17 protein-coding genes are annotated in these 20,364 nt (G+C 58.3%); 9 read left to right on the top strand and 8 right to left on the bottom strand.

The features are described 5' to 3' along the window. The first annotated feature begins 147 nt into the window (after positions 1-147). Positions 148-1,212 (top strand): efflux RND transporter periplasmic adaptor subunit, encoded by a 1,065-nt coding sequence (locus AB8804_RS07015; RefSeq protein WP_371184593.1) that lies wholly within the window; start codon positions 148-150, stop codon positions 1,210-1,212. A gap of 9 nt (positions 1,213-1,221) precedes the next feature. Continuing rightward, a complete protein-coding gene (locus AB8804_RS07020) occupies positions 1,222-4,356 on the top strand; it encodes an efflux RND transporter permease subunit (RefSeq protein ID WP_371184595.1) in 3,135 nt (1,044 codons plus the stop codon). On the opposite strand, the gene AB8804_RS07025 is transcribed toward AB8804_RS07020, so the two are convergent. Continuing rightward, positions 4,307-5,428: a YbdK family carboxylate-amine ligase gene (locus AB8804_RS07025; RefSeq protein WP_371184597.1), complete on the bottom strand. Its 1,122-nt coding sequence runs from the start codon at positions 5,426-5,428 to the stop codon at positions 4,307-4,309. The genes AB8804_RS07020 and AB8804_RS07025 overlap by 50 nt on opposite strands. Positions 5,429-5,788: 360 nt before the next feature. Continuing rightward, positions 5,789-6,319 carry a helix-turn-helix transcriptional regulator gene (locus AB8804_RS07030; protein ID WP_371184599.1) on the bottom strand — a complete coding sequence of 177 codons (531 nt, stop codon included), beginning with the start codon at positions 6,317-6,319 and terminating at the stop codon, positions 5,789-5,791. Positions 6,320-6,832: 513 nt separating this feature from the next. Here AB8804_RS07030 and AB8804_RS07035 point away from each other — a divergent pair. Next, positions 6,833-7,468, top strand: a complete 636-nt coding sequence (locus tag AB8804_RS07035) for a LuxR C-terminal-related transcriptional regulator (protein WP_371184602.1) — start codon at positions 6,833-6,835, stop codon at positions 7,466-7,468. A gap of 40 nt (positions 7,469-7,508) precedes the next feature. Here the strand turns inward: AB8804_RS07035 and AB8804_RS07040 are convergent, their stop codons facing one another. Further along, complete coding sequence (locus AB8804_RS07040; protein ID WP_371184604.1) at positions 7,509-10,181, bottom strand: autotransporter outer membrane beta-barrel domain-containing protein; 2,673 nt, start codon at positions 10,179-10,181, stop codon at positions 7,509-7,511. 625 nt (positions 10,182-10,806) lie between these two features. Beyond that, complete coding sequence (locus tag AB8804_RS07045) at positions 10,807-11,262, bottom strand: hypothetical protein (RefSeq protein ID WP_371184605.1); 456 nt, start codon at positions 11,260-11,262, stop codon at positions 10,807-10,809. A 505-nt stretch (positions 11,263-11,767) separates the two neighbouring features. Here AB8804_RS07045 and AB8804_RS07050 point away from each other — a divergent pair. Continuing rightward, positions 11,768-12,160 carry a DUF1294 domain-containing protein gene (locus AB8804_RS07050; protein ID WP_371184607.1) on the top strand — a complete coding sequence of 131 codons (393 nt, stop codon included), beginning with the start codon at positions 11,768-11,770 and terminating at the stop codon, positions 12,158-12,160. 123 nt (positions 12,161-12,283) lie between these two features. Here AB8804_RS07050 and AB8804_RS07055 read toward each other — a convergent pair whose 3' ends face one another. After that, complete coding sequence (locus AB8804_RS07055) at positions 12,284-13,153, bottom strand: LysR family transcriptional regulator (protein ID WP_371184609.1); 870 nt, start codon at positions 13,151-13,153, stop codon at positions 12,284-12,286. A gap of 102 nt (positions 13,154-13,255) precedes the next feature. Here AB8804_RS07055 and budA point away from each other — a divergent pair, with 102 nt between their 5' ends. From budA to AB8804_RS07080, 5 genes are all read left to right on the top strand, one after another. Then, positions 13,256-14,035, top strand: coding sequence for an acetolactate decarboxylase (gene budA, locus AB8804_RS07060; RefSeq protein WP_371184632.1), 780 nt, complete (start codon positions 13,256-13,258; stop codon positions 14,033-14,035). Continuing rightward, positions 14,007-15,728, top strand: a complete 1,722-nt coding sequence (gene alsS, locus AB8804_RS07065; protein WP_371184611.1) for an acetolactate synthase AlsS — start codon at positions 14,007-14,009, stop codon at positions 15,726-15,728. The genes budA and alsS overlap by 29 nt, the downstream gene beginning before the upstream one ends. A gap of 20 nt (positions 15,729-15,748) precedes the next feature. Continuing rightward, entirely contained in the window at positions 15,749-16,519 is a 771-nt protein-coding gene (locus AB8804_RS07070; RefSeq protein ID WP_371184613.1) for a (S)-acetoin forming diacetyl reductase, read from the top strand. Between the two features lie 130 nt (positions 16,520-16,649). Next, on the top strand, positions 16,650-17,123 hold the full coding sequence (locus AB8804_RS07075) for a cold-shock protein (RefSeq protein WP_371184615.1): 474 nt from the start codon (positions 16,650-16,652) through the stop codon (positions 17,121-17,123). 109 nt (positions 17,124-17,232) lie between these two features. Then, positions 17,233-17,931 carry a GNAT family N-acetyltransferase gene (locus AB8804_RS07080; protein ID WP_371184616.1) on the top strand — a complete coding sequence of 233 codons (699 nt, stop codon included), beginning with the start codon at positions 17,233-17,235 and terminating at the stop codon, positions 17,929-17,931. A gap of 210 nt (positions 17,932-18,141) precedes the next feature. Here AB8804_RS07080 and AB8804_RS07085 read toward each other — a convergent pair whose 3' ends face one another. From AB8804_RS07085 to AB8804_RS07095, 3 genes are read right to left on the bottom strand one after another with little or no spacing between them, the layout of a single operon-like run. Further along, positions 18,142-18,789, bottom strand: a complete 648-nt coding sequence (locus AB8804_RS07085) for an anti-sigma factor domain-containing protein (protein WP_371184618.1) — start codon at positions 18,787-18,789, stop codon at positions 18,142-18,144. Further along, positions 18,786-19,340, bottom strand: a complete 555-nt coding sequence (locus tag AB8804_RS07090; protein WP_371184620.1) for an RNA polymerase sigma factor — start codon at positions 19,338-19,340, stop codon at positions 18,786-18,788. The genes AB8804_RS07085 and AB8804_RS07090 overlap by 4 nt, the downstream gene beginning before the upstream one ends. A 43-nt stretch (positions 19,341-19,383) precedes the next feature. After that, positions 19,384-19,947 (bottom strand): fasciclin domain-containing protein, encoded by a 564-nt coding sequence (locus tag AB8804_RS07095; RefSeq protein WP_371184621.1) that lies wholly within the window; start codon positions 19,945-19,947, stop codon positions 19,384-19,386. Positions 19,948-20,364: the final 417 nt, after the last annotated feature.

Consider the following 20,364-nt stretch of genomic DNA (forward strand, 5'->3'; position numbering starts at 1 on the left):
CTCCCCATAGGGGAGAGGGGACCGTCTGGTACTCCCCCTTGGGCTCGGTTTTCTCCCTCGGCTTTGAGGGGAAGGGTCGGCTCGGTTTTCTCCCTCGCCCCTTTGGGGAGAGGGCCGGGGTGAGGGGAACACATCTGAGGTACTCCCATGAAACTCCCGCTCCTGTTCGCGCTCCTCGCCAGCACCCTGCAACCCGCCCTCGCCGCCGCTGTTCCCGTGCGCGTCGCCGTCGTCGAGCAGACCGCCCACGCCGCCGAGCGCCAAATTCCCGGCCGCATTGAGGCCATTCACACCGTTGAGCTGCGCGCCCGCACGGAAGGCGTCATCACCAAAATCAATTTCCGCGACGGGCAGTACGTCAAAAAAGGCGACGTGCTGTTCGAGCTGGACGACGCCGAGCCGCGCGCCGCCGTGCGCCTGGCGCAGGCCGAAGTGAAAAGCGCCGCGGCCACGCTGCGCCAGGCGCAGCAGCAGCTTTCCCGCTTTGAAAGCCTGGGCAGCGGCAACGCCATCAGCCGTCACGACGTGGACAACGCCCGCATGCAGCGCGACGTGGCGAGCGCCGCGCTGGAGCAGGCCAACGCGCGGCTTGAAGCCCGCCGCGTGACGCTAACCTACACCCGCATCGCCTCGCCGATTGACGGCCGCGTGGGGCACAGCCGGTTCCACGCGGGCAGCCTGGTGAATCCCGCCAGCGGCGTGCTGGTGGAGATCGTACAGCTTGACCCGATCCGCATCGCCTTTGCCCTGGAAGAGGGGGCGTTTGCCGACAAGGCCGGTCAGCATGCGGATCTCGGGGCGATGAAAAAGGCCTGGCAGGCGCTGATCGACAGCAGCGGTCAGCGCGTCGGCGGGGTACTGACCTCGGTGGATAACCGCATCGATCCGCGCACCGCGAGCGTGATGCTGCGCGCCGAGTTCGCCAACCCGCGCCATCAGCTGCTGCCCGGCGGCAACGTTAATGTTTACCTGCGTCCGGCGGGCGAGCAGCCGGTGCTGACCCTGCCCGTCGCGGCGGTGCAGCAGAACGGCGACGGATTCTTTGCCTGGGTTATCAACGCCGACGGCAAAGCCGAAATGCGCCCGCTGAACGTGGCCGGGCAGATTGGCCAGCAGTTTGAGATTGCCTCCGGCGTCAGGCCAGGTGAGCGAGCGATCACTGACGGCGCGCAGCGCGTGCAGCCCGGCGCTGCCGTCCAGATACTGAATTAAGGAGCCACCATGCTGACGTTTTTCATCAAACGCCCGCGCTTCGCGATGGTGATCGCGCTGGTGATAACCCTGCTTGGCGCCATCGCGCTGAAGATTATCCCGGTTGAGCAGTACCCGCAGATTGCGCCGCCGGTGGTGAATGTGTCAGCGTCATGGCCGGGCGCCAGCTCGGCCGACGTGGCCGAGGCCATCGCCACGCCGCTGGAGACCCAGCTGAACGGCGTGGACCACATGCTCTACATGGAATCCACCAGTTCGGACGAGGGCAGCTACAGCCTGAACATTACCTTTGCGGCGGGCACCGACCCGGACATGGCGGCCATCGACGTGCAAAACCGCGTGGCGCAGGCCGTGGCGCAGCTGCCCGCCGAGGCGCAGCAAAACGGCGTGGAGGTCCGCAAGCGCGCCACCAATCTGATGATGGGGGTAAGTCTTTACTCACCGAATAACACCCACGCGCCGCTGTTCGTCAGCAACTACGCCAGCACCCAGGTGCGCGAGGCGCTGTCGCGCCTGCCGGGCGTTGGGCAGGTGCAGATGTTCGGCGCGCGCGACTACAGCATGCGCATCTGGCTGCGTCCGGACCGCATGAACGCCCTGAACGTCACCACGGACGACGTGGCCCAGGCGCTGCGCGAGCAGAACGTGCAGGGCGCGGCGGGGCAGGTCGGCACGCCGCCGGTGTTTAACGGCCAGCAGCAGACGCTGACCATCAACGGCCTCGGCCGCCTCAACCAGGCGGAAGACTTCGCCGACATCATTATCCGCGCGGGCGAGATGGGCCAGCTGGTGCGCCTGAAGGACGTCGCCACCATCGAGCTGGGCTCGCGCAGCTACAGCTCCGGCGCGCAGCTGAACGGGCATGATTCCGCCTACCTCGGCATCTACCCCACGCCGTCCGCCAACGCCCTGCGCGTGGCCGACGCGGTGCGCGCCGAGCTGGAGCGGCTGTCGACACGCTTCCCGGACGATCTGGTCTACGAGATCAAATTCGATACCACCGCCTTCGTTGCCGCCACCATCAAGGAGATTAGCGTCTCGCTGGCGCTGACCCTGCTGGCCGTCGTGGTCGTGGTGTCCCTGTTCCTGCAAAGCTGGCGCGCCACGCTTATCGTCGCGCTTGCCATTCCAGTGTCGCTGGTGGGCACGTTTGCCGTGCTCTATACGCTCGGCTACTCCGCCAACACGCTGAGCCTGTTCGCCATCATTCTGGCGCTGACCATGGTGGTGGATGACGCCATCGTGGTGGTGGAGAGCGTTGAAACGCTGATGGCGGAAGGGCAGAGCCGCACCGCGGCGACCGCGCTGGCGCTGCGCCAGATTGCCGGGCCGGTCATCGCGACGACGCTGGTGCTGCTGGCGGTGTTTGTGCCGGTGGCGCTGCTGCCGGGGATCGTCGGCGAGCTGTACCGCCAGTTTGCGGTGACGCTCTCCACCGCCGTCACCCTTTCAAGCCTGGTCGCGTTGACGCTCACGCCCGCGCTGTGCGCGCTGCTGCTGCGCCCGCGCCCGGCGCGCCCTGCGGCCATTTTCCGCGGCTTCAACCGCGGGCTGGACGCCACGCGCGGCGGCTACGCCCGCATCGTGAGCCTGTTTACCCATCGGCCGTGGCTGGCGCTGCTGGCAACGACGGGGGCGGCCGCCGTGGTGGCGTTCAGCGTGACGTCGATGCCGAAAGGCTTCCTGCCGCAGGAGGATCAGGGCTACTTCTTTGCCAGCGTCCAGCTGCCGGAAGCGGCGTCGCTGGAGCGCACCGAGGCGGTTATGGCCACCGCGCGCGAACTGATCGCTAAAAATCCGGCGGTGGAAGACGTGATTCAGGTGTCCGGGTTTAACATTCTCAACGGCACCAGCGCCTCCAACGGCGGGTTTATCTCCATCATGCTGAAGGACTGGAGCGAGCGTCCGCCGCTGGATGAGGTGATGGGCGCGCTGCAGCGCCAGCTGCTGGCCCTGCCGGAAGCGACGATCATGACCTTCGCGCCGCCGACGCTGCCGGGGCTGGGCAACGCCTCCGGCTTCGACCTGCGCATTCAGGCGCAGGCGGGGCAAAGCCCGGCGGAGCTGGAGCGGGTCACGCGCGAGGTGCTGGCAAAAGCCAACCAGCATCCGCAGCTGAGCCGCGTCTTCACCACCTGGAGCAGCAGCGTGCCGCAGCTGACGCTGACGGTCGATCGCGAGAGCGCGGCCCGGCTCGACGTGCCGGTCTCGCGCATCTTCAGCAGCCTGCAAACCGCCTTCGGCGGCACGCGCGCCGGGGATTTCAGCGTCAACAACCGCATCTACCACGTGGTGATGCAAAACGAGATGCAGTGGCGCGAGCGGGCGGAGCAGATCAGCGAGCTGTTCGTGCGCAGCAGCGGCGGCGAGCGGGTGCGCCTGAGCAACCTCGTCACCATCACGCCGACCGTCGGCGCGCCGTTCCTGCAGCAGTACAACCAGTTTCCGTCGGTGTCGGTGAGCGGCTCGGCGGCGGCCGGAGTGAGCAGCAGCGCCGCGATGGCGGCAATGGGCGAGCTTCTGGAAGAGAACCTGCCTGCCGGGTACGACTACGCCTGGAGCGGCATATCGTATCAGGAGCAGCAGACCGGCAATCAGGCCCTGTGGATTATGCTGGCGGCGGTGGTGATGGCGTGGCTGTTCCTCGTCGCGCAGTACGAGAGCTGGACGCTCCCGGCGAGCGTGATGCTCTCGGTGCTGTTCGCCCTCGGCGGGGCGCTGGTTTGGCTATGGATCGCCGGATACGCCAACGACGTGTACGTGCAGATTGGCCTGGTGCTGTTGATTGCCCTTGCCGCCAAGAACGCGATCCTGATCGTCGAGTTCGCCCGCGCGCGGCGCATGGACGGGATGACGATTGTCGATGCCGCGCGGGAAGGGGCGTCGCGCCGCTTCCGCGCGGTGATGATGACCGCCGTGTCGTTTATTATCGGCGTCCTGCCGATGATGCTGGCGACCGGAGCGGGCGCCCAGAGCCGACGCATCATCGGCACCACGGTGTTCAGCGGGATGCTGGTGGCGACCGTGGTCGGCATTCTGTTTATCCCGGCGCTGTTCGTGCTGTTCCAGCGGCTGCGCGAGTGGGGCCACGGCCTTACGGACTCGTCGCCCACAGCTCGCAGTGCTTCTGAACCAGAGAAATAAGCGAGCCGCCGTCGGCGATAAAGTCCCGCATGCGCTGCGCCTCGCTCTTGCCCTGCTTTAACAGCAGGGCAATTTCCTTGATTGCGCTCGTCGCGCCGAGCTTTTCGGCCGATGGCGCAACCTGCTCCAGCAGCCACGCGCAGTCTTCCGCCACGGTTTTATGCTCGCCGGTATGCACGTCCGTCAGGATCCCCTCCAGCCCGTAGCGACACGCCTGAAAGCGGTTAAAGCGGTACAGCAGAAAATCTTTTTCCTGATGCTTGTAGGGCCGCGCGGTCAGCAGCCAGTGGGACGTTGCCTGGATCAGCCCGGCGATATTAATGGCGTGGGCGAGCGTCAGCGGCGTGTCCATCACCCGCACCTCGACGGTGCCGAAGTGCGGGCTAGGGCGAATATCCCAGTGCAGATCTTTGATGCTGTCGATCATGCTGGTGGAACTGAGCCGACGGAACAGCCCTTCAAACTCCTGCCAGCCGTTGACCCACGGCATCTGGCCGTTGTCCGGGAAGCCGGAGAAGATATTGAGCCGCGACGAGGCGAACTTCGTGTCGGTGCCCTGCATATACGGCGACGCCGCCGCCAGCGCGATAAAGTGTGGCACGAAGCGCGACAGGCCGTGCAGCAGATAAATGGCGTCATCCCCGGTGCGGCAGCCGACGTGGACGTGCTGGCCGAACACAGTGGCCTGCAAAATCAGATAGCCAAAGCGCTCAAGGGTGGCGTTATAGCGCTCGTTGTCGCAGACCTCCTGCCGCTGCCACTTCTGGAACGGGTGCGTGCCGCCGCCGCAGATCTGGATATGCTGTTCCGCCGCCGCGCGCAGGATGCTCTGCTGCATCACCGAGAACTGCGCCGCCGCCTGGTCGATGTTCTCGCACACGCCCGTCGCAATCTCGAGCATGCTTTCGGTGATGTCGTGTTTAACTTCACCGCCCTTAATGTCGTCTTTGACGGCGGCGATAAGCGCGGAAGAGTCCTGGCTCAGATCGTAGCCCGGCGGGTTGACCACCTGCAGCTCGAGTTCGATGCCCAGGGTGAAGGGTTCAGAGGCGTGGAAGTCGGGTAAGGACATGGCGTGCTCCGTTGTCGGGTATGGAATGAGTATAGACAACGGGGCATTACGCCCATTACTGACAGGGAAGGGGATTTGCGGTGAGAAGCGTTACAAAACTAATACCCGCGTTATATGGTATTACCACTTTGTGGTTATATTTAAGAGTGCGATCGACTGAGGGGGAAATATCATTGTGCAGCGGCAAGGATACTCTGCATATGAGCACAGAATCATTTAAAAAGCCGATCTCAAAGAGCGTGAGTTAACGAAAGATTTCTCCTGAAGAACGGCAATATTCAAAAAAGATTAATTAGCTCTAAGCGGTTTGCGCAAACAGGATTAGGTGGGAAAGAATTGATTTTCTCAAATAAGGTACCGCTACAGAATAATCATTTCCTTTAACGTCTTGCCAAGCTTGCGCTCCAGAGAATATTGCAGGTTAAAAACGTTTTTTGACGAAATGTTCAGCATTTCGCCCACTTCCCGCGCGTTGTGACCCGACATCAGCAGCTCCAGGACCTTAACTTCCATCAGCGTGGCGGGTTTAATCCCTCTGTTTCGGTTAATTGATCCTATGCGCGCCCGGTTCTTTACGGAGAAAGGGCGATGCTTCCTTACCGACAACGCATCGGTAATTCGTTTGTCATGATTCTTCCAGAAATGGGCGAGAGGCTCCATGGTCTGGTCGGCGAGTAATATGATATCCATCGGCACTTTTTCCAGCATATTTAGCCAGGAATCGTTGCTGAAAATAGACAGATAGTAATGCGTAAAATCGACAAAAAGTAATCCCCTGGAGTGATTATTGGGATGCGTATCTTTAAGTAGACTCGCTATGCCTCTTGCTAAATAAGCATTTTCGGCAGGCCAGATAATGTATTGGGTTCCCACGCAATCGAGCAGTTGCATACTAAAAAATTCAGTTAAGTTGCAATTAAAAACGCAACCCTGGCATTTTATCAGGTAATTTTCAGGCTTTCTCACAGTACGTCCGTTATAAGTACAGATCCTTATCTCCATGTTACGGATATATCTCATCGAGTCCTAGTGAAATTTTATTACCCAAATAACAGTTAATGTGATGGAATATTCCTGGTGTTTACGCGCGGAGACTTGCTTGCTGTCACGAATTAAAGAAAATAAGCCCTGTTTGAATAGGATTTTTACTGGTAATATTAGGATTATTGCTTTTAAGGGTGTTCTCGCGGAAGCTAAAACAGCACAAATTGTTAAGAGCCTGTATGTGATTTCATAAAGCTTAAATACGCACTGATAATGTGGTTATAGTGGCGTATTACCTCTACATATCATCTTTATTGTATAACCACGTAAATAAACTAACTCAAATGTCGTTGTTTACTATTTGTTCACCTGGGTGCTTTTATGTTTCAGCATCCTGTTAAATAGCGACGAAGGTGCATAATGAAACACGATTGCATACCTGATGTAACTTGCTGCATTGGATGTGGGCTTAAATGCCCGGTTGGGAAAGATAACAAATTTGAGTCTGTACTTTGCGAAAACAAGAAGATAGCCATTTGGCCTGAGGATAATTTTTTCTTTACCGCTTCATTAAATAGTCTTTTACTCAAGAAGGTAGAATGCCATATCACTGAGGACGTGATTCTGGTTGATTTTTGTATAGAGAACATCCTTTTTTTCCTCAACGACAGTTGGATTAAAAAGCTAAGCGGATTCAACATGAAAATTATTCTGATTTCCGACAGGAAGATGAAATCAATGGCCCGCTATTGGTTTAACAGAAAGGAGGAAATCAGCGAGTTTCTGGTGGTGGGAGAGGGAATGGAGAAATTTATTCATGACGCAAAAAAGGTCTTGTGCGGTAAGAAGATCGATCATCGGGGTATTGCAGAGATTACCGAAAAAGAGATGGACGTTTTAAGGTTGCTGGCGAAAGGGACGGCTATCAACGACATTTCTAAAAAACTGGGTTGTCCGGTGAAAAGCATTTATAACCACCAGTATTCGCTGTGCAGTAAATTTGGTGGGCTAACGCGTTTAGATCAGTTGCGCTTAAAGCATCGAGTGAGCTGGTAGATATCCGGCACAACGTACCGGATATCCATGAGGTTATAAATCAAAAACTGTAACGGAAGCCCAGGTTAGCCTGAATCGGATCTTCCTGTTTATCCCCTTTTGCATAGTCAATCTCTGCAAAAAGCGAAAGCTCCTTGTTGAAGGACGCGTTAACGCCTGCGCCGACTTTACCCATATCACCGGAAAGATTGGTAACGAAGGTATTACGATCGTTTATTTTCGTTTCATTGTTATCCACATACTCATGTACCCAGGCTGCCTTAACATACGGTGCAACAGTGGTGTTTTTATCCAGCAGGAAGGTCTTCCCAAGATGGACGCCCAGCTCGGTAGACAGCGAGTTCTGATCGCTAATATTACCTTTCATCCCGTTGTTCAGCTTAACGTCCTTACCTTGTACCTGAATAGCAGAGAGTCTCGCATACGGCTCAGCCCAGATGTTGTTCTGGAAATGGATGCTCTTTCCAGCTTCGACGGCTGCGCCTAACGCATTTTGGCTATAGTCCGCGGAAATACCGCTGCCGTTGGTCGAAATGGCATTCAGAGCGTTATCGAAGCGGTTGTACTTAAGCACGCCATCAACATACCAGCCCTGCTGGTGGAACCACGTAGCCTGAGCGCCGACGCTTATGCTATCGATGCGGCTGACGCCTCCGCGGCCATGCTTCACTCTGCCGCTGTTATAACTGGTGAACAGACCCGCGCGCGTTTTTGCATCGCCTGAATCGATGATGTGATCCACACCGATCTCTAACCCGGACTGCTCTAGGGCAAAGTCAGTATGTCCACTGTCTACGTTCGAGCGTCCCCCCGTGAAACGAACCCAGGCGCCGTTGTCACCTTCCGTTTTTTCCGACAGCCCCTGTCTGAAGCGAAGGTTCTGCATCTCGTTTTTAAACATCAGCACGGGTGCCACTGACATTGAAAGTACTGCATCAGTGCCGGGCGTTGTTTTCGGCTTGCTGACCAGCCCCGGATTTTCCGGCTCGGTGATGGATGGCTTTTCCGGCTCGGTAATGGATGGTTTTTCCGGCTCGGTAACGGTTGGTTCTTCCGGCTCGGTAACCGGCGGTTTTTCCGGTTCGGTAACGGGTGGTTTTTCCGGTTCGGTAACGGGCGGCGTTTCCCCACCGGGCTCGGTAACAGGCTCCTTATCTGCCGCTAAATACCAAATTTTACCGTCGCTTTCGTCCCTGTCGTACAGCGAGTACATATACGTGCCGCCATCAACCGCGTTGATGTTGGTTCCGGTAAGCGAAGCCAGGTTGAAGCGTGCGCCGCCGCTGGCGTCGGTAATAATGTCCAGACTGCGCTGATCCGGTTCCGTGATTTCTGCACCAGTGTCAGCGACGGTAACATTATGGTTGCCCGTACCCTGATTGATCGCAAGGTAGTCACCTTTCCCACCTTCAATAGACGTATTGAAGGTGAAGTGCAGGTTCCCGGAAAGCGAATCGACGTTCAGCTTTGAGTACACGGGCGCATCGGCTGTTGCACCGCTGGACGGATAGAACCTGACGTTACCATCCCCCGCCAGCTCGCCGACCGTGGCTGCGCCAGCGTCGCTGTCGCCAGCGATAATTAGCAGCGTGGAATCTCCGCCGTTCAGCGTCACGCTCTCCGCGCTGGCTCCGCCCGTGACGGAGGTGGATAACTGCAGCTGACCGCTATTATTAATCTGCGTCGCGCCGGTTATTTTCGCCCCATCGGCCAGCCAGGATTTGGCGCTGTCGTTGATGGTGACGCTGTCAGCCGAGGCGTCGGCATTAACGACCTGCACAGCGCTGTCGTTCAGGGTGACGTTTTCAGCCGACGAGTTAGCATGAATGGTCTGCACGGCGCTGTCATTCAGCGTAGCGCCGGAAGCCTTACCGCCTTGCTGTATAATCTGTGCCCCAGTGCCGTTGAGTGTCGTATTAACGGCGACACCGGCGACGGCCGCCGCATCTGAACCATTCACGAACAGATATTGAGTGCCGCCATCGTTGACGACCGTATCATTCGCTGTGCCGCCGTTATACACATACTGCATACCGCCCGCGTTAACGGCTGCGCCGTTGGCAACGCCCTGGGAGGTGACGTACTGATACCCTCCGTTTATTTGCGCGTTTTCGGAGACGCCACCCTGCTGGGCATATTCATAGCTGTCTTTATTAACGACTGTCCCGTTACTGTAGCCATTGCTAAATACATATAATTTGCCGCCGTTGCTGACTTCATTATCGATTGCTTTTCCGGTGCTGCCCGTATTTCCCGAATTCGAAACATACGCCATCCCTCCATCTAATAATGAATTTTTAAGGGTGCCGCCGTCATATACGCGCGCCAGGCCACCGCTCAGGATGGTGATATTGGATGCCGTTGCGGGAACCGTGCTATCAAAACCGCCGTTGGCAATTTTTGAAACCTGAGTGATATAAACTTCTGCCCCTGAATTAACGGTAGAATCTTCCATAAAACCGAGGACGTTCATCAGGCTACCGCTCAGCATGTTGACATTCAACGCCTTTCCCGCGTATCCGCCTTCGCCGCCGTAGTTCCAGGCACCAATTTCGATGCAGCGATTTTGATTGAGATCGCCGGTTACGGTCGCTGCACCGCCGTAAGATACGCTCGTACGATTCCCGCAAAAGCCTGCTGCCAGCGCCGATTGCGAGAGCGATATCGCAGTCAAAAAAGCAACTATTGTGAGTTGTGTTTTCAGTTTCATCATTAAATCCCATAGTGAGGTAAAATTAATTTTGAAAAAAAGAACCCACTCCGAATGGTTAAGTCGAAGACATTATCTGGTGTGGGTTTTTTAACGATATGCTTCCCTGCGTAAAAAGATATTCATACGCATGAAGAGAAATAATCATGAAAGTAGATTTGCGGCTTTTAGCTCCATGCTAAATAATTATTTCCTTTAAGCGCATGTTAGGAACTTTCCGGGTGGGGATCAAGGTATAAAAAATAGGCATCGAGGACGGATTATGATGGAATATTCCTAATCGATGCGCCGTTGTCGCGATTAAAATTTTTGTTAATGTTTGAATTAGGATATTCAAACAGAAAAATGTTCTCTTTTTCTATCGGGTAAAACGCATCGACTTAGGAATTTTGCTGCTTAAAGTGGTCATTAAGGTCTTTCTTAAACAGCACGTTTTGCTAAAAAGGTTGAGAGCCATTGAAACCCTGACCTGCTCGCCGTGTGGCTGATGCCTGCTTTCCGGTAATCACCGCCGCCCCGGGGGTTTTTCTTCCCGGCTGGTTTGATGGCATCGTTGATATTCTCAAAACGCCAGCGTTGGTACAGCCGGGAGTACCTTTACCGCGCGCGACCCATTCTCTCAGGCCTGTCAGTGCGCCGTAAAATACGGCTCCTTTATATATTCAGCCAGCATCCACACCATATCGTGCAGCAGCCGGGTCAGCGCTTTTGCTACCTCTGGCATCAGCGTTCCCGCCATCAGCGCCTTCGTCAGCGCCAGCGCGTAGTCCACCTGTAGCCCCGTCTCCAGCCAGCAGTCCGGCACGCAGGAACCGCTCTTTTCCCCCGCAATCAGCTGTTCAACGAGGTACGGCGAGAGGTCGTCCTTGCACCTTTCGCGCAGCGTTTCGAGGGCCGCAAACAGCCGCGTGTAAAGCGCGGCCCTGGCGTCATCGCTATCGGATTCAACCAGCACGCTGACGCAGGCGGTGCAGACGTTCGCCAGCTCAAAGAGATCCGCAGATTCTAAAACCGGCAGGGTGAGAAGCGGGCTAATTACAGTCTCTTCAGAAAGTGCGTAATTCTCAGATGAAATTGTTGTCATGTTTTTTCCTTTTTAAACTAACTCCAGACCAGCCTACGAGTTCCTACGCTCATGGGGGTTACGCTGACGGAGGTAGGAATACCGCACACGACAAGACGGCCAGCCTATAGGCTGCTCCGCCAGCGCAACCGAACGTTAGGGGGCTGAGCGCTGCCGCATCATAATAATTGTCGTGTCGTTATGTACGGGTTCCTACGCCCCATTGCGCGTGTTCCGCAACGCAGGCACTTTACGACCATGAAGACGGTAAGAAAAGAAATAACCCTGAGTTACACAAGGTTACTTTCAGGTTTGCGAGGCGTCTTCCAAAAAGCCTTTGCTGACAACGGCCTTGACGCCAGAAAAGGGTAATGTGCAGCGCTCATATTTTGTTTTCGACGAGCAACGATCCTGTGTTGCAGCGTTAATGATTGTCTGCGATGGGGAGCGGCAATCCGCTCATGCCGCTATGCTGCTTTGTGTATAATGCGGACACAAAATTCCTGCTTCATGCTGTACATACCTTATGAATCTCAATCGCTTTTGCTATCTGCTCCTTGTCCTTGCGGCGATCGCCAGCCTGCTTACGCCGCATCCCGTTCCCGCGTGGCTGCTGCTGGTGAACGTCCTGACGCTGGCGATCTACGGCGGGGATAAGCTGGCGGCGCGCAGGGCCTGGCGTCGGGTGCCCGAATCCACGCTGCTGGTGTTTGGCGTGCTGGGCGGGTGGCCCGGCGCAATTGTCGGCCAGCAGCTTTTCCGCCATAAGACGCAGAAGCAGCCCTTCAAAACCTACTTCTTCATCAGCGTTGTCTTGAGCCTCGCGGCGATGGCGGCGGCATACGCGTTCTATCCTGTTAACGCCTGGCACCTTTCCGCTGTTCTCCCTTACCCTCAAGGGGGGAGTATTCTGTGCTAGCCCAGGCGAGGAAAAAGTAAGCTCCTCAGTGCGACTTCACCCACATGCTCGCCAACGCTGAAACCTGCCGGGCAGTTCGGTGGTGGACGTTCAGGACGATCGGAACGTTCGCCAGCGCAATTACTACGTCGCCAGAAAGCGCTTCACCGTGCGCGAGCGCTCGAAGCGCCGCCAGCAGATCGCGATGTCCGTAAACAGCTCGGGCGAGGAGAGGGCGTGATAGGTGACGTTTGGCGGGGAAATCGACGCCATCGACTGCGGCACCAACGCGAATCCGCCGCCCGCCGCGACCATGCTCAGGGATGAGGAGAGCTGAGACGCCTGAAGCGTATTGTGCATATCAATGCCGGCCCGCTCGCAGCAGCCGTACACGCGGTCGTACAGTCCCGGCGCCACCTCCTGCGGGAACATAATCAGCGGCGTATCGCTAAGCTGTTCCAGCGCCAGCGCCTCGCTCCCGGCCAGCGGGTGCGAACGGTGTAGCGCCACGACCATCGCCTCACGATCGAGTATTTTCAGATCGAACGCCTTGCTGCTTTCGCACGGCAGCCGCACGAACGCTAAATCCAGCTCCCCTTCGCCCAGCCTGTTCATCAGCGTTGCCATGTTCGCCTCCACCTGATTCACCGTCACCGCCGGGTTCTGCTGCTGAAACTGGCGGATCAGGGTAAAGATCTGGGGATGAAAGGCGTCCGAGCTGGTGATCCCAATCGACAGGCTGCCGATCAGGCCGCGCGCGATGCCGCGTGCCTTCTCCAGCGCGGCGTCGCTCATCGCCAGAATTTTGCAGGCGTCCTCGTAAAAGGCTTCTCCCGCTTCGGTCAGCTCTACGCCGCGCGTCAGGCGTCGGAGCAGCGGCGTGCCCACCTCGTCTTCCAGGCGTTTGATTTGCTGACTGAGCGGCGGCTGGGAAATGCCCAGCGCTTTGGCCGCCCGGGTGAAGTGTCGCTCGCGGGCCACCGCGACGAAATAGCGCAGGTAACGAAGTTCCATATCAAAAACGTCTCAAACCAGCAGGATTTCTATATTGGAACTCTGTGCTGAATCGGGTCAACATTTATTTAACCTTTCTAAAAAAGTTGAAGAGGACGCATGATGACCCATTCACCTGTATGTGACTGTGAGGAAAGCCTTTGCGAGACCCTGCGCGGGTTTTCAGCGCAACATCCTGACAGTGTGATATATCAAACATCGCTCATGAGCGCCCTGCTAAGCGGCGTTTATGAAGGGGAAACCACCATCGCCAGCCTGCTCGCGCACGGTGATTTTGGCCTCGGCACGTTCAACGAGCTGGACGGGGAAATGATCGCCTTCAGCAGCCAGGTCTATCAGCTGCGCGCCGACGGCAGCGCCCGCGCCGCGAAGCCGGAGCAAAAAACGCCGTTCGCGGTGATGACCTGGTTTCAGCCGCAGTACCGCAAGGTTTTCGACGGGCCGGTGAGCCGCCAGCAGGTCCACGACGTTATCGACCAGCAGATCCCGTCGGATAACCTCTTTTGCGCCCTGCGCATCGACGGCCATTTCCGCCATGCGCACACCCGCACCGTGCCGCGCCAGACGCCGCCGTACCGCGCGATGACCGACGTGCTCGACGACCAGCCGGTGTTCCGCTTTAACGCGCGCGAGGGCGTGCTGGTGGGGTTCCGCACGCCGCAGCATATGCAGGGCATCAACGTGGCGGGCTATCACGAGCATTTCATTACCGACGATCGCCAGGGCGGCGGCCACCTGCTGGACTACCAACTGGAGAGCGGCGTGCTCACCTTCGGCGAAATTCACAAGCTGATGATCGACCTTCCCGCCGACAGCGCGTTTTTACAGGCCAACCTTCACCCCAGCGATCTCGATGCGGCGATCCGCTCCGTCGAAAACTAACAGGAGAACAACCGTGAACAGTGAAAAACATGCGCGCCAGTGGGCGCACGGCGCCGATTTGGTCGTCAGCCAGCTGGAAGCGCAGGGCGTGAAGCACGTGTTTGGTATTCCCGGTGCGAAAATCGACAAGGTGTTTGATTCGCTTCTCGATTCGCCGATTGAACTGATCCCGGTGCGCCACGAGGCGAACGCCGCGTTTATGGCGGCGGCGGTCGGGCGGCTGACCGGCAAGGCCGGGGTGGCATTAGTGACCTCGGGGCCGGGCTGCTCGAACCTGATCACCGGCATGGCAACGGCCAACAGCGAGGGCGACCCGGTAGTGGCGCTGGGCGGCGCGGTGAAGCGGGCGGATAAGGCCAAACAGGTTCACCAGAGCATGGACACCGTTGCCATGTTTAGCCCGGTGACCAAATATTCCGTGGAGGTGAACGCGCCGGACGCCATCGCCGAGGTGGTGTCGAACGCGTTTCGCGCCGCCGAGCAGGGCAGGCCGGGCAGCGCCTTCGTCAGCCTGCCGCAGGACATCGTTGACCAGCCCACCACGGGCGCGGTGCTGCCCGCAGGCAATGCCGCGCTGATGGGCCCCGCGCCGGAGGCGGCGATTAACGACGTGGCGAAGCTTATCGAAAAGGCCAAAAATCCGGTGATTTTGCTGGGCCTGATGGCGAGCCAGCCCGCCAACAGCGCCGCGCTGCGCCAGCTGCTGGAGAAAAGCCGCATCCCGGTCACTAGCACCTATCAGGCCGCCGGGGCGGTGAATCAGGCGCACTTTACCCGCTTTGCCGGGCGCGTCGGGCTGTTCAATAACCAGGCGGGCGATCGGCTGCTGCACCTGGCGGATCTGATTATCTGCATCGGCTACAGCCCGGTTGAATACGAGCCCGCCATGTGGAACCGCGGCGACGCGACCCTGGTGCACATCGACGTGCTGCCCGCCTACGAAGAGCGCAACTACGTGCCCGACCTCGAGCTGGTGGGCGACATCGCCGCGACGCTGAGCGCGCTGGCGGGGCGTCTCGACCACACGCTGGCGCTGAGCCCGCAGGCGACGGAGATCCTCGTTGACCGCCAGCACCAGCGCGATCTCCTCGACCGTCGCGGGGCGTCGCTCAACCAGTTTGCCCTTCATCCGCTGCGCATCGTGCGCGCCATGCAGGACATCGTGAACAATGACGTGACGCTCACCGTCGACATGGGCAGCTTCCACATCTGGATCGCCCGCTACCTTTACAGCTTCCGCGCGCGCCAGGTGATGATCTCCAACGGCCAGCAGACGATGGGCGTGGCCCTGCCGTGGGCGATCGGCGCGTGGCTGGTCAACCCGGGCCGCAAGGTGGTCTCCGTCTCCGGCGACGGCGGCTTCCTGCAGTCGAGCATGGAGCTGGAAACCGCCGTGCGCCTTAACGCCAACGTGCTGCACATCATCTGGGTGGATAACGCCTACAACATGGTGGCGATCCAGGAAGAGAAAAAATACCAGCGCCTCTCCGGCGTCGAGTTTGGCCCGGTTGATTTTAAAGCCTACGCCGACGCGTTCGGGGCGAAGGGCTTTGCGGTTGAAAGCGCCGATGCGCTGGAGCCAACGCTGCGCGCGGCGATGGACGTTGACGGCCCGGCCGTGGTGGCCATTCCCGTCGACTATAGCGATAACCCGCTGCTGATGGGCCAGCTCCATCTCAGCCAGATTTTGTGACTCAATATAAGGACAGAATGATGCAAAAGGTTGCTCTCGTAACAGGCTCCGGCCAGGGGATCGGCAAGGCGATTGCGCTGCGCCTGGTAAAAGACGGTTTTGCCGTGGCGATTGCCGATTACAACGAAGAGACCGCGAAGGCGGTTGCCGATGAGATCGAACGCAGCGGCGGCAGGGCCATTGCCGTGAAGGTAGACGTATCCGACCGCGATCAGGTGTTTGCGGCGGTGGAAAAAGCCCGCACCGCGCTGGGCGGCTTCAACGTGATCGTCAACAACGCGGGCGTTGCGCCGTCCACGCCGATCGAATCCATCACGCCGGAGATCGTCGACAAGGTGTACAACATCAACGTCAAAGGGGTGATCTGGGGGATCCAGGCGGCGATTGACGCGTTTCGCAAGGAAGGGCACGGCGGCAAGATCATCAACGCCTGCTCCCAGGCGGGCCATACCGGCAACCCGGAGCTGGCGGTCTACAGCTCCAGCAAGTTCGCGGTGCGAGGCCTGACCCAGACCGCCGCGCGGGATCTCGCTCCGCTGGGGATCACCGTTAACGCCTACTGCCCCGGCATTGTGAAAACGCCGATGTGGGCGGAAATCGACCGTCAGGTGTCCGAGGCGGCGGGCAAACCGCTCGGCTACGGTACGGAAACCTTCGCCAAACGCATCACGCTTGGCAGGCTCTCCGAACCGGAAGACGTGGCGGCCTGCGTCTCCTATCTTGCCGGGCCGGACTCCGACTACATGACCGGTCAGTCGCTGCTGATTGACGGCGGAATGGTATTCAACTAATAAAAAAATAAGCTCTGACATGATTTTCCCCTGCACCCGTGCAGGGGTTTTTTTTGTCTGTTCGGACATTGTGCATTACACTGCGCGCTGCAAAAATTGAGTTAACGATCGACAGACGGGCGGAAGCAGCATGAACGGTACAATCACAACGTGGTTTAAAGATAAAGGCTTTGGATTTATCAAAGATGAAAACGGCGACAACCGCTATTTTCACGTGATTAAGGTCGCCAACCCCGATCTGATTAAGAAAGACGCGGCGGTGACCTTCGAGCCGACAACCAACAACAAAGGCCTTTCCGCGTACGCGGTGAAGGTGATCCCGGAAAGCAAACACCTCTACATTGCAGGCGAGCGCGTGAAGCTCACCTCGATCAAATCGTACGTGGTGTTCAGCGAAGAAGAGCCGGTCGACAGCAAAATCGACAAAGAGAACGCGGTGCTGTCGGTGGGGCTGCTGATGAACAGCATCAAGCCGAAATCCGAGAAAAAGCCGGGCGAAATGCGCACGGTGAAGAAGCTGGCGATCACCACCTTCCAGAACTCGACGCTGATTTTCACCGAAGACGAGATCGACATCGACGCCACGGTGAAGCTGCTGAAGTAACCCTTTTGCCGGGTGGCGGCAGCGCCTTACCCGGCCTACCTTTTCCGATCTTTTCGTTCTCTTTTTAGCCTGCTATAACAAACTCCTTACCTTTCAGGGAGTCTTCGTCGTGCCAGAAATTAATCAACACGGTCAGCTTGTTAACGATATCGTTCGCGACTGGGCAGGCGCGCGCGTCCTGACCCGCACGCCGCTGTTTGGCCAGTACTGCCGCCTGGATCCGCTGGACATTGAGCGCCACGCGGCCGATCTCTATGAGGCCTACGCGCTGGGCGACGATAGCGACTGGACGTGGCTTGCCAGCACAAAGCCCGCGAACGTTGAGGCAACCGCCCACTGGGTGCAGGGAAAGGTGATGGACGACGCGCTGGTGCCCTACGCCGTGATTGATTTGCGCACCGGGCGCGCGGTGGGGCTGGTGAGCTATATGGCGAACGAGCGGCTGCTCGGATCGGTTGAGATCGGCCACGTCACCTGGTCACGGAAGATGAAAGGTTCCCGAATCGGCACCGAAACGGTGTGGCTGCTGCTGAAAAACGCCTTCGAGCACGGCTACCGTCGGCTGGAGTGGAAGTGCGATTCGATGAACACCGCCTCTCGCCGCGCGGCGGAGCGGCTGGGATTCGTCTGGGAAGGGCGGCTGCGCCAGAAGCTGGTGCGCAAAGGGCGCAACCGCGACAGCGATATGCTTTCTATTATTGATGGTGAATGGCCGCAGCGCGATGCGGCGCTGCGCGCCTGGCTGGCAGCGGAGAATTTTGACGGGGAAGGGCGGCAGGTTAAGCGGCTGGAGGCTTTTCGGGAATAAAGGGCTTGCCCCTCAGCGTCTCACCGGTGCCCCATTCGACACATAATACGCCGCGGTGCTCTTCGCCAACGGCTCGCGCCCGCGAATGGCATCTAATCAAAATAAACTTGGGGATTGAAAACATTGCCATTTAAGCCGGACGTCCAGGTTATTTTTGAACAGATTGTCATTTTTGCATCATGAATGCGGCCTTGCGAACAAGGCCCGTGATTATAGTTTTCCACTGTACAGCACCGGGCCGGTGGGCAGGCCGGTGGGCGAGCCTCCCTTTGGCTCAAGGCTTATGGCTAGCGTCGCGTCCGGAGCGAGCGCCGCGTGCCTGAGGGTAACCTGCGTCGGCGCGTCGGCCTGGAGCAGACCCAGAGATATCGGGGCCTGCCCGCCGGGGATCAGCCAAAGCTGCAGGCTGTTTTGCGTAGCCAGGGCGTTCGGTTTAAGCGGCGTGACGCTCAGGTGCTGGCGCTGTGCGTCCGCGCTGACAACCCACTGCCCGCGCTGCTGGGCGTCGTTAAGCACCACCAGCGGTGCAAACTCCGGCGCGCGGGTGGAATACCAGGCGATGACGGTAAGGGCGGCGAGGCTGGCCGCGACCAGCCAGCCGAAATAGGGTCGGCTTTTGCGCGCGGGTCTTTTGTCCGGCAGTTCGAGGGCGATTCGCTTCCACACGCGTTCAGGCGGCGCGACTGGCGCAAGATGGTCGTCGAGCGTGCTGAACATGTTCTGCCAGCGCGCCACGCGGGCGGCCAGAGCCGGTTCCGCGGCAACCCTTTTCTGAAACTGAAGCCGCGCGCCTCCCCGCAGGGTGCCGAGGGCATATTCCGCGGCCAGCATCTCATCGCGCTTTTCATCGTGTTTCATAGGCCCACACACTCCCGAAGATGGTCCATTGCGCGGCGTAGCCAGCTTTTTACCGAGCCGACAGGCTGCTGGAGCCAGTCGGCAATATCGCTGTGAGACATCCCCTGATAGTAGGCGAGCGTGATGCTCTGGCGCTGTTCGTTGCTCAGGTGCGCCAGGCAGTGCCGGAGCCGTTCTGCCTGCGCGTCGTCGTGCCAGCTGTCAGGCGCGTCGTTTTCGCTCAGCAGAAGCGCGTCGGAATACGGGGCCTCGCGGGCCGCCGCGCGAATTTGCCCGCTGCGCAGCCAGTCAATACAGCGGTTGCGCACGATATGCGTAAGCCAGGTCATCGGGGAGCTTAGCGCGGCGTTATAGGTTTCGGCTTTACTCCAGACGGTGATAAAGCAGTCGTGAAGGATCTCTTCCGCCCAGGCGCGGTCGCGCAGCATGCGCAGCGCAACGGCAAACAGATGCGGCGAGGTGAGTCGGTAGAGTTGTTCAAATGCGCGGCGATCGCCGTTAGCGACCGCCTGCATTAATTTTTGCTGCTGTTCAGCCAGCGCGTTATCCATGTTTTTCCCGGAAGGCGACGTCACACTTCCGAAGTATAGACAACTACTTAGGCATCAGGACGGTATCAATCACATCGATCACGCCGTTTTTTTGATGAACGTCATAGGTGCTGATATTCGCCACGTTGCCTTTACCGTCCTTGAGCTGAATATTGTGCGGGCCGTTGCTCATGATCCACAGCGGCTGGCCGTTAACGGTCTTCAGCTCCGCGTGACCGCCTCCCTGTTTAATTTTTTGCTCCAGCGCTTTCATATCGTAATTACCGGCGACCACGTGATAGGTCAGGATGCTGGTAAGCTGCGCCTTATTCTCTGGCTTCACCAGGCTATCGACCGTGCCCGCAGGCAGCTTCGCAAAGGCCGCATCGGTAGGCGCGAAGACGGTGAACGGTCCTTTACTTTGCAGCGTATCTACCAGTCCGGCCGCTTTGACGGCGGCGACGAGGGTAGTGTGATCTTTTGAGTTCACGGCGTTTTCAACGATATTTTTGCTCGGGAACATTTCCGCTCCGCCCACCATCACGGTGGCTGACGTCATGGCTGCTGAGGCGCCTGCACTGAAGAGTAAAGCGCTGGTTACGAAGGCAACACGGGTTAGCTTTTTCATCATCATTCCTCGGATTGGGGAGCAAAGGAGTTGCTCACATACCCATATACGAGGGAAGGGGGAAAACTGGATGCAGGGAAATGAAAATAAATGTAGGAGACGTTTATTCCCTCTCCCCTATGGGGCTGAGGGATCCCCAGAAAAAAATAGTGCCACGGTCGGCCCCCTCTCCTCTTTGGGGAGAGGGCTGGGGTGAGGGGAAACATACGGCTATGGTGGTAATTCCGTTCACTTTACGAGCCTTGCTACTCTGAAATCTCGTTACTTGTGAACGTGTGAAGGGGGCTCGCCGCCGCCCCCTTCACTATCCCGGCTCCCGGCAAAGAAAATCGCCGCTTCGCGGTACCTTCGGCTTATTCCCTTCGGCTATCGGGTCGGGCGTGATCCTACATCCATGTAGGTCACGCCCTCTCGGCG

Source organism: Enterobacter sp. KBR-315C3_2022 (genome assembly GCF_041399425.1).
GTDB lineage: Bacteria > Pseudomonadota > Gammaproteobacteria > Enterobacterales > Enterobacteriaceae > Enterobacter.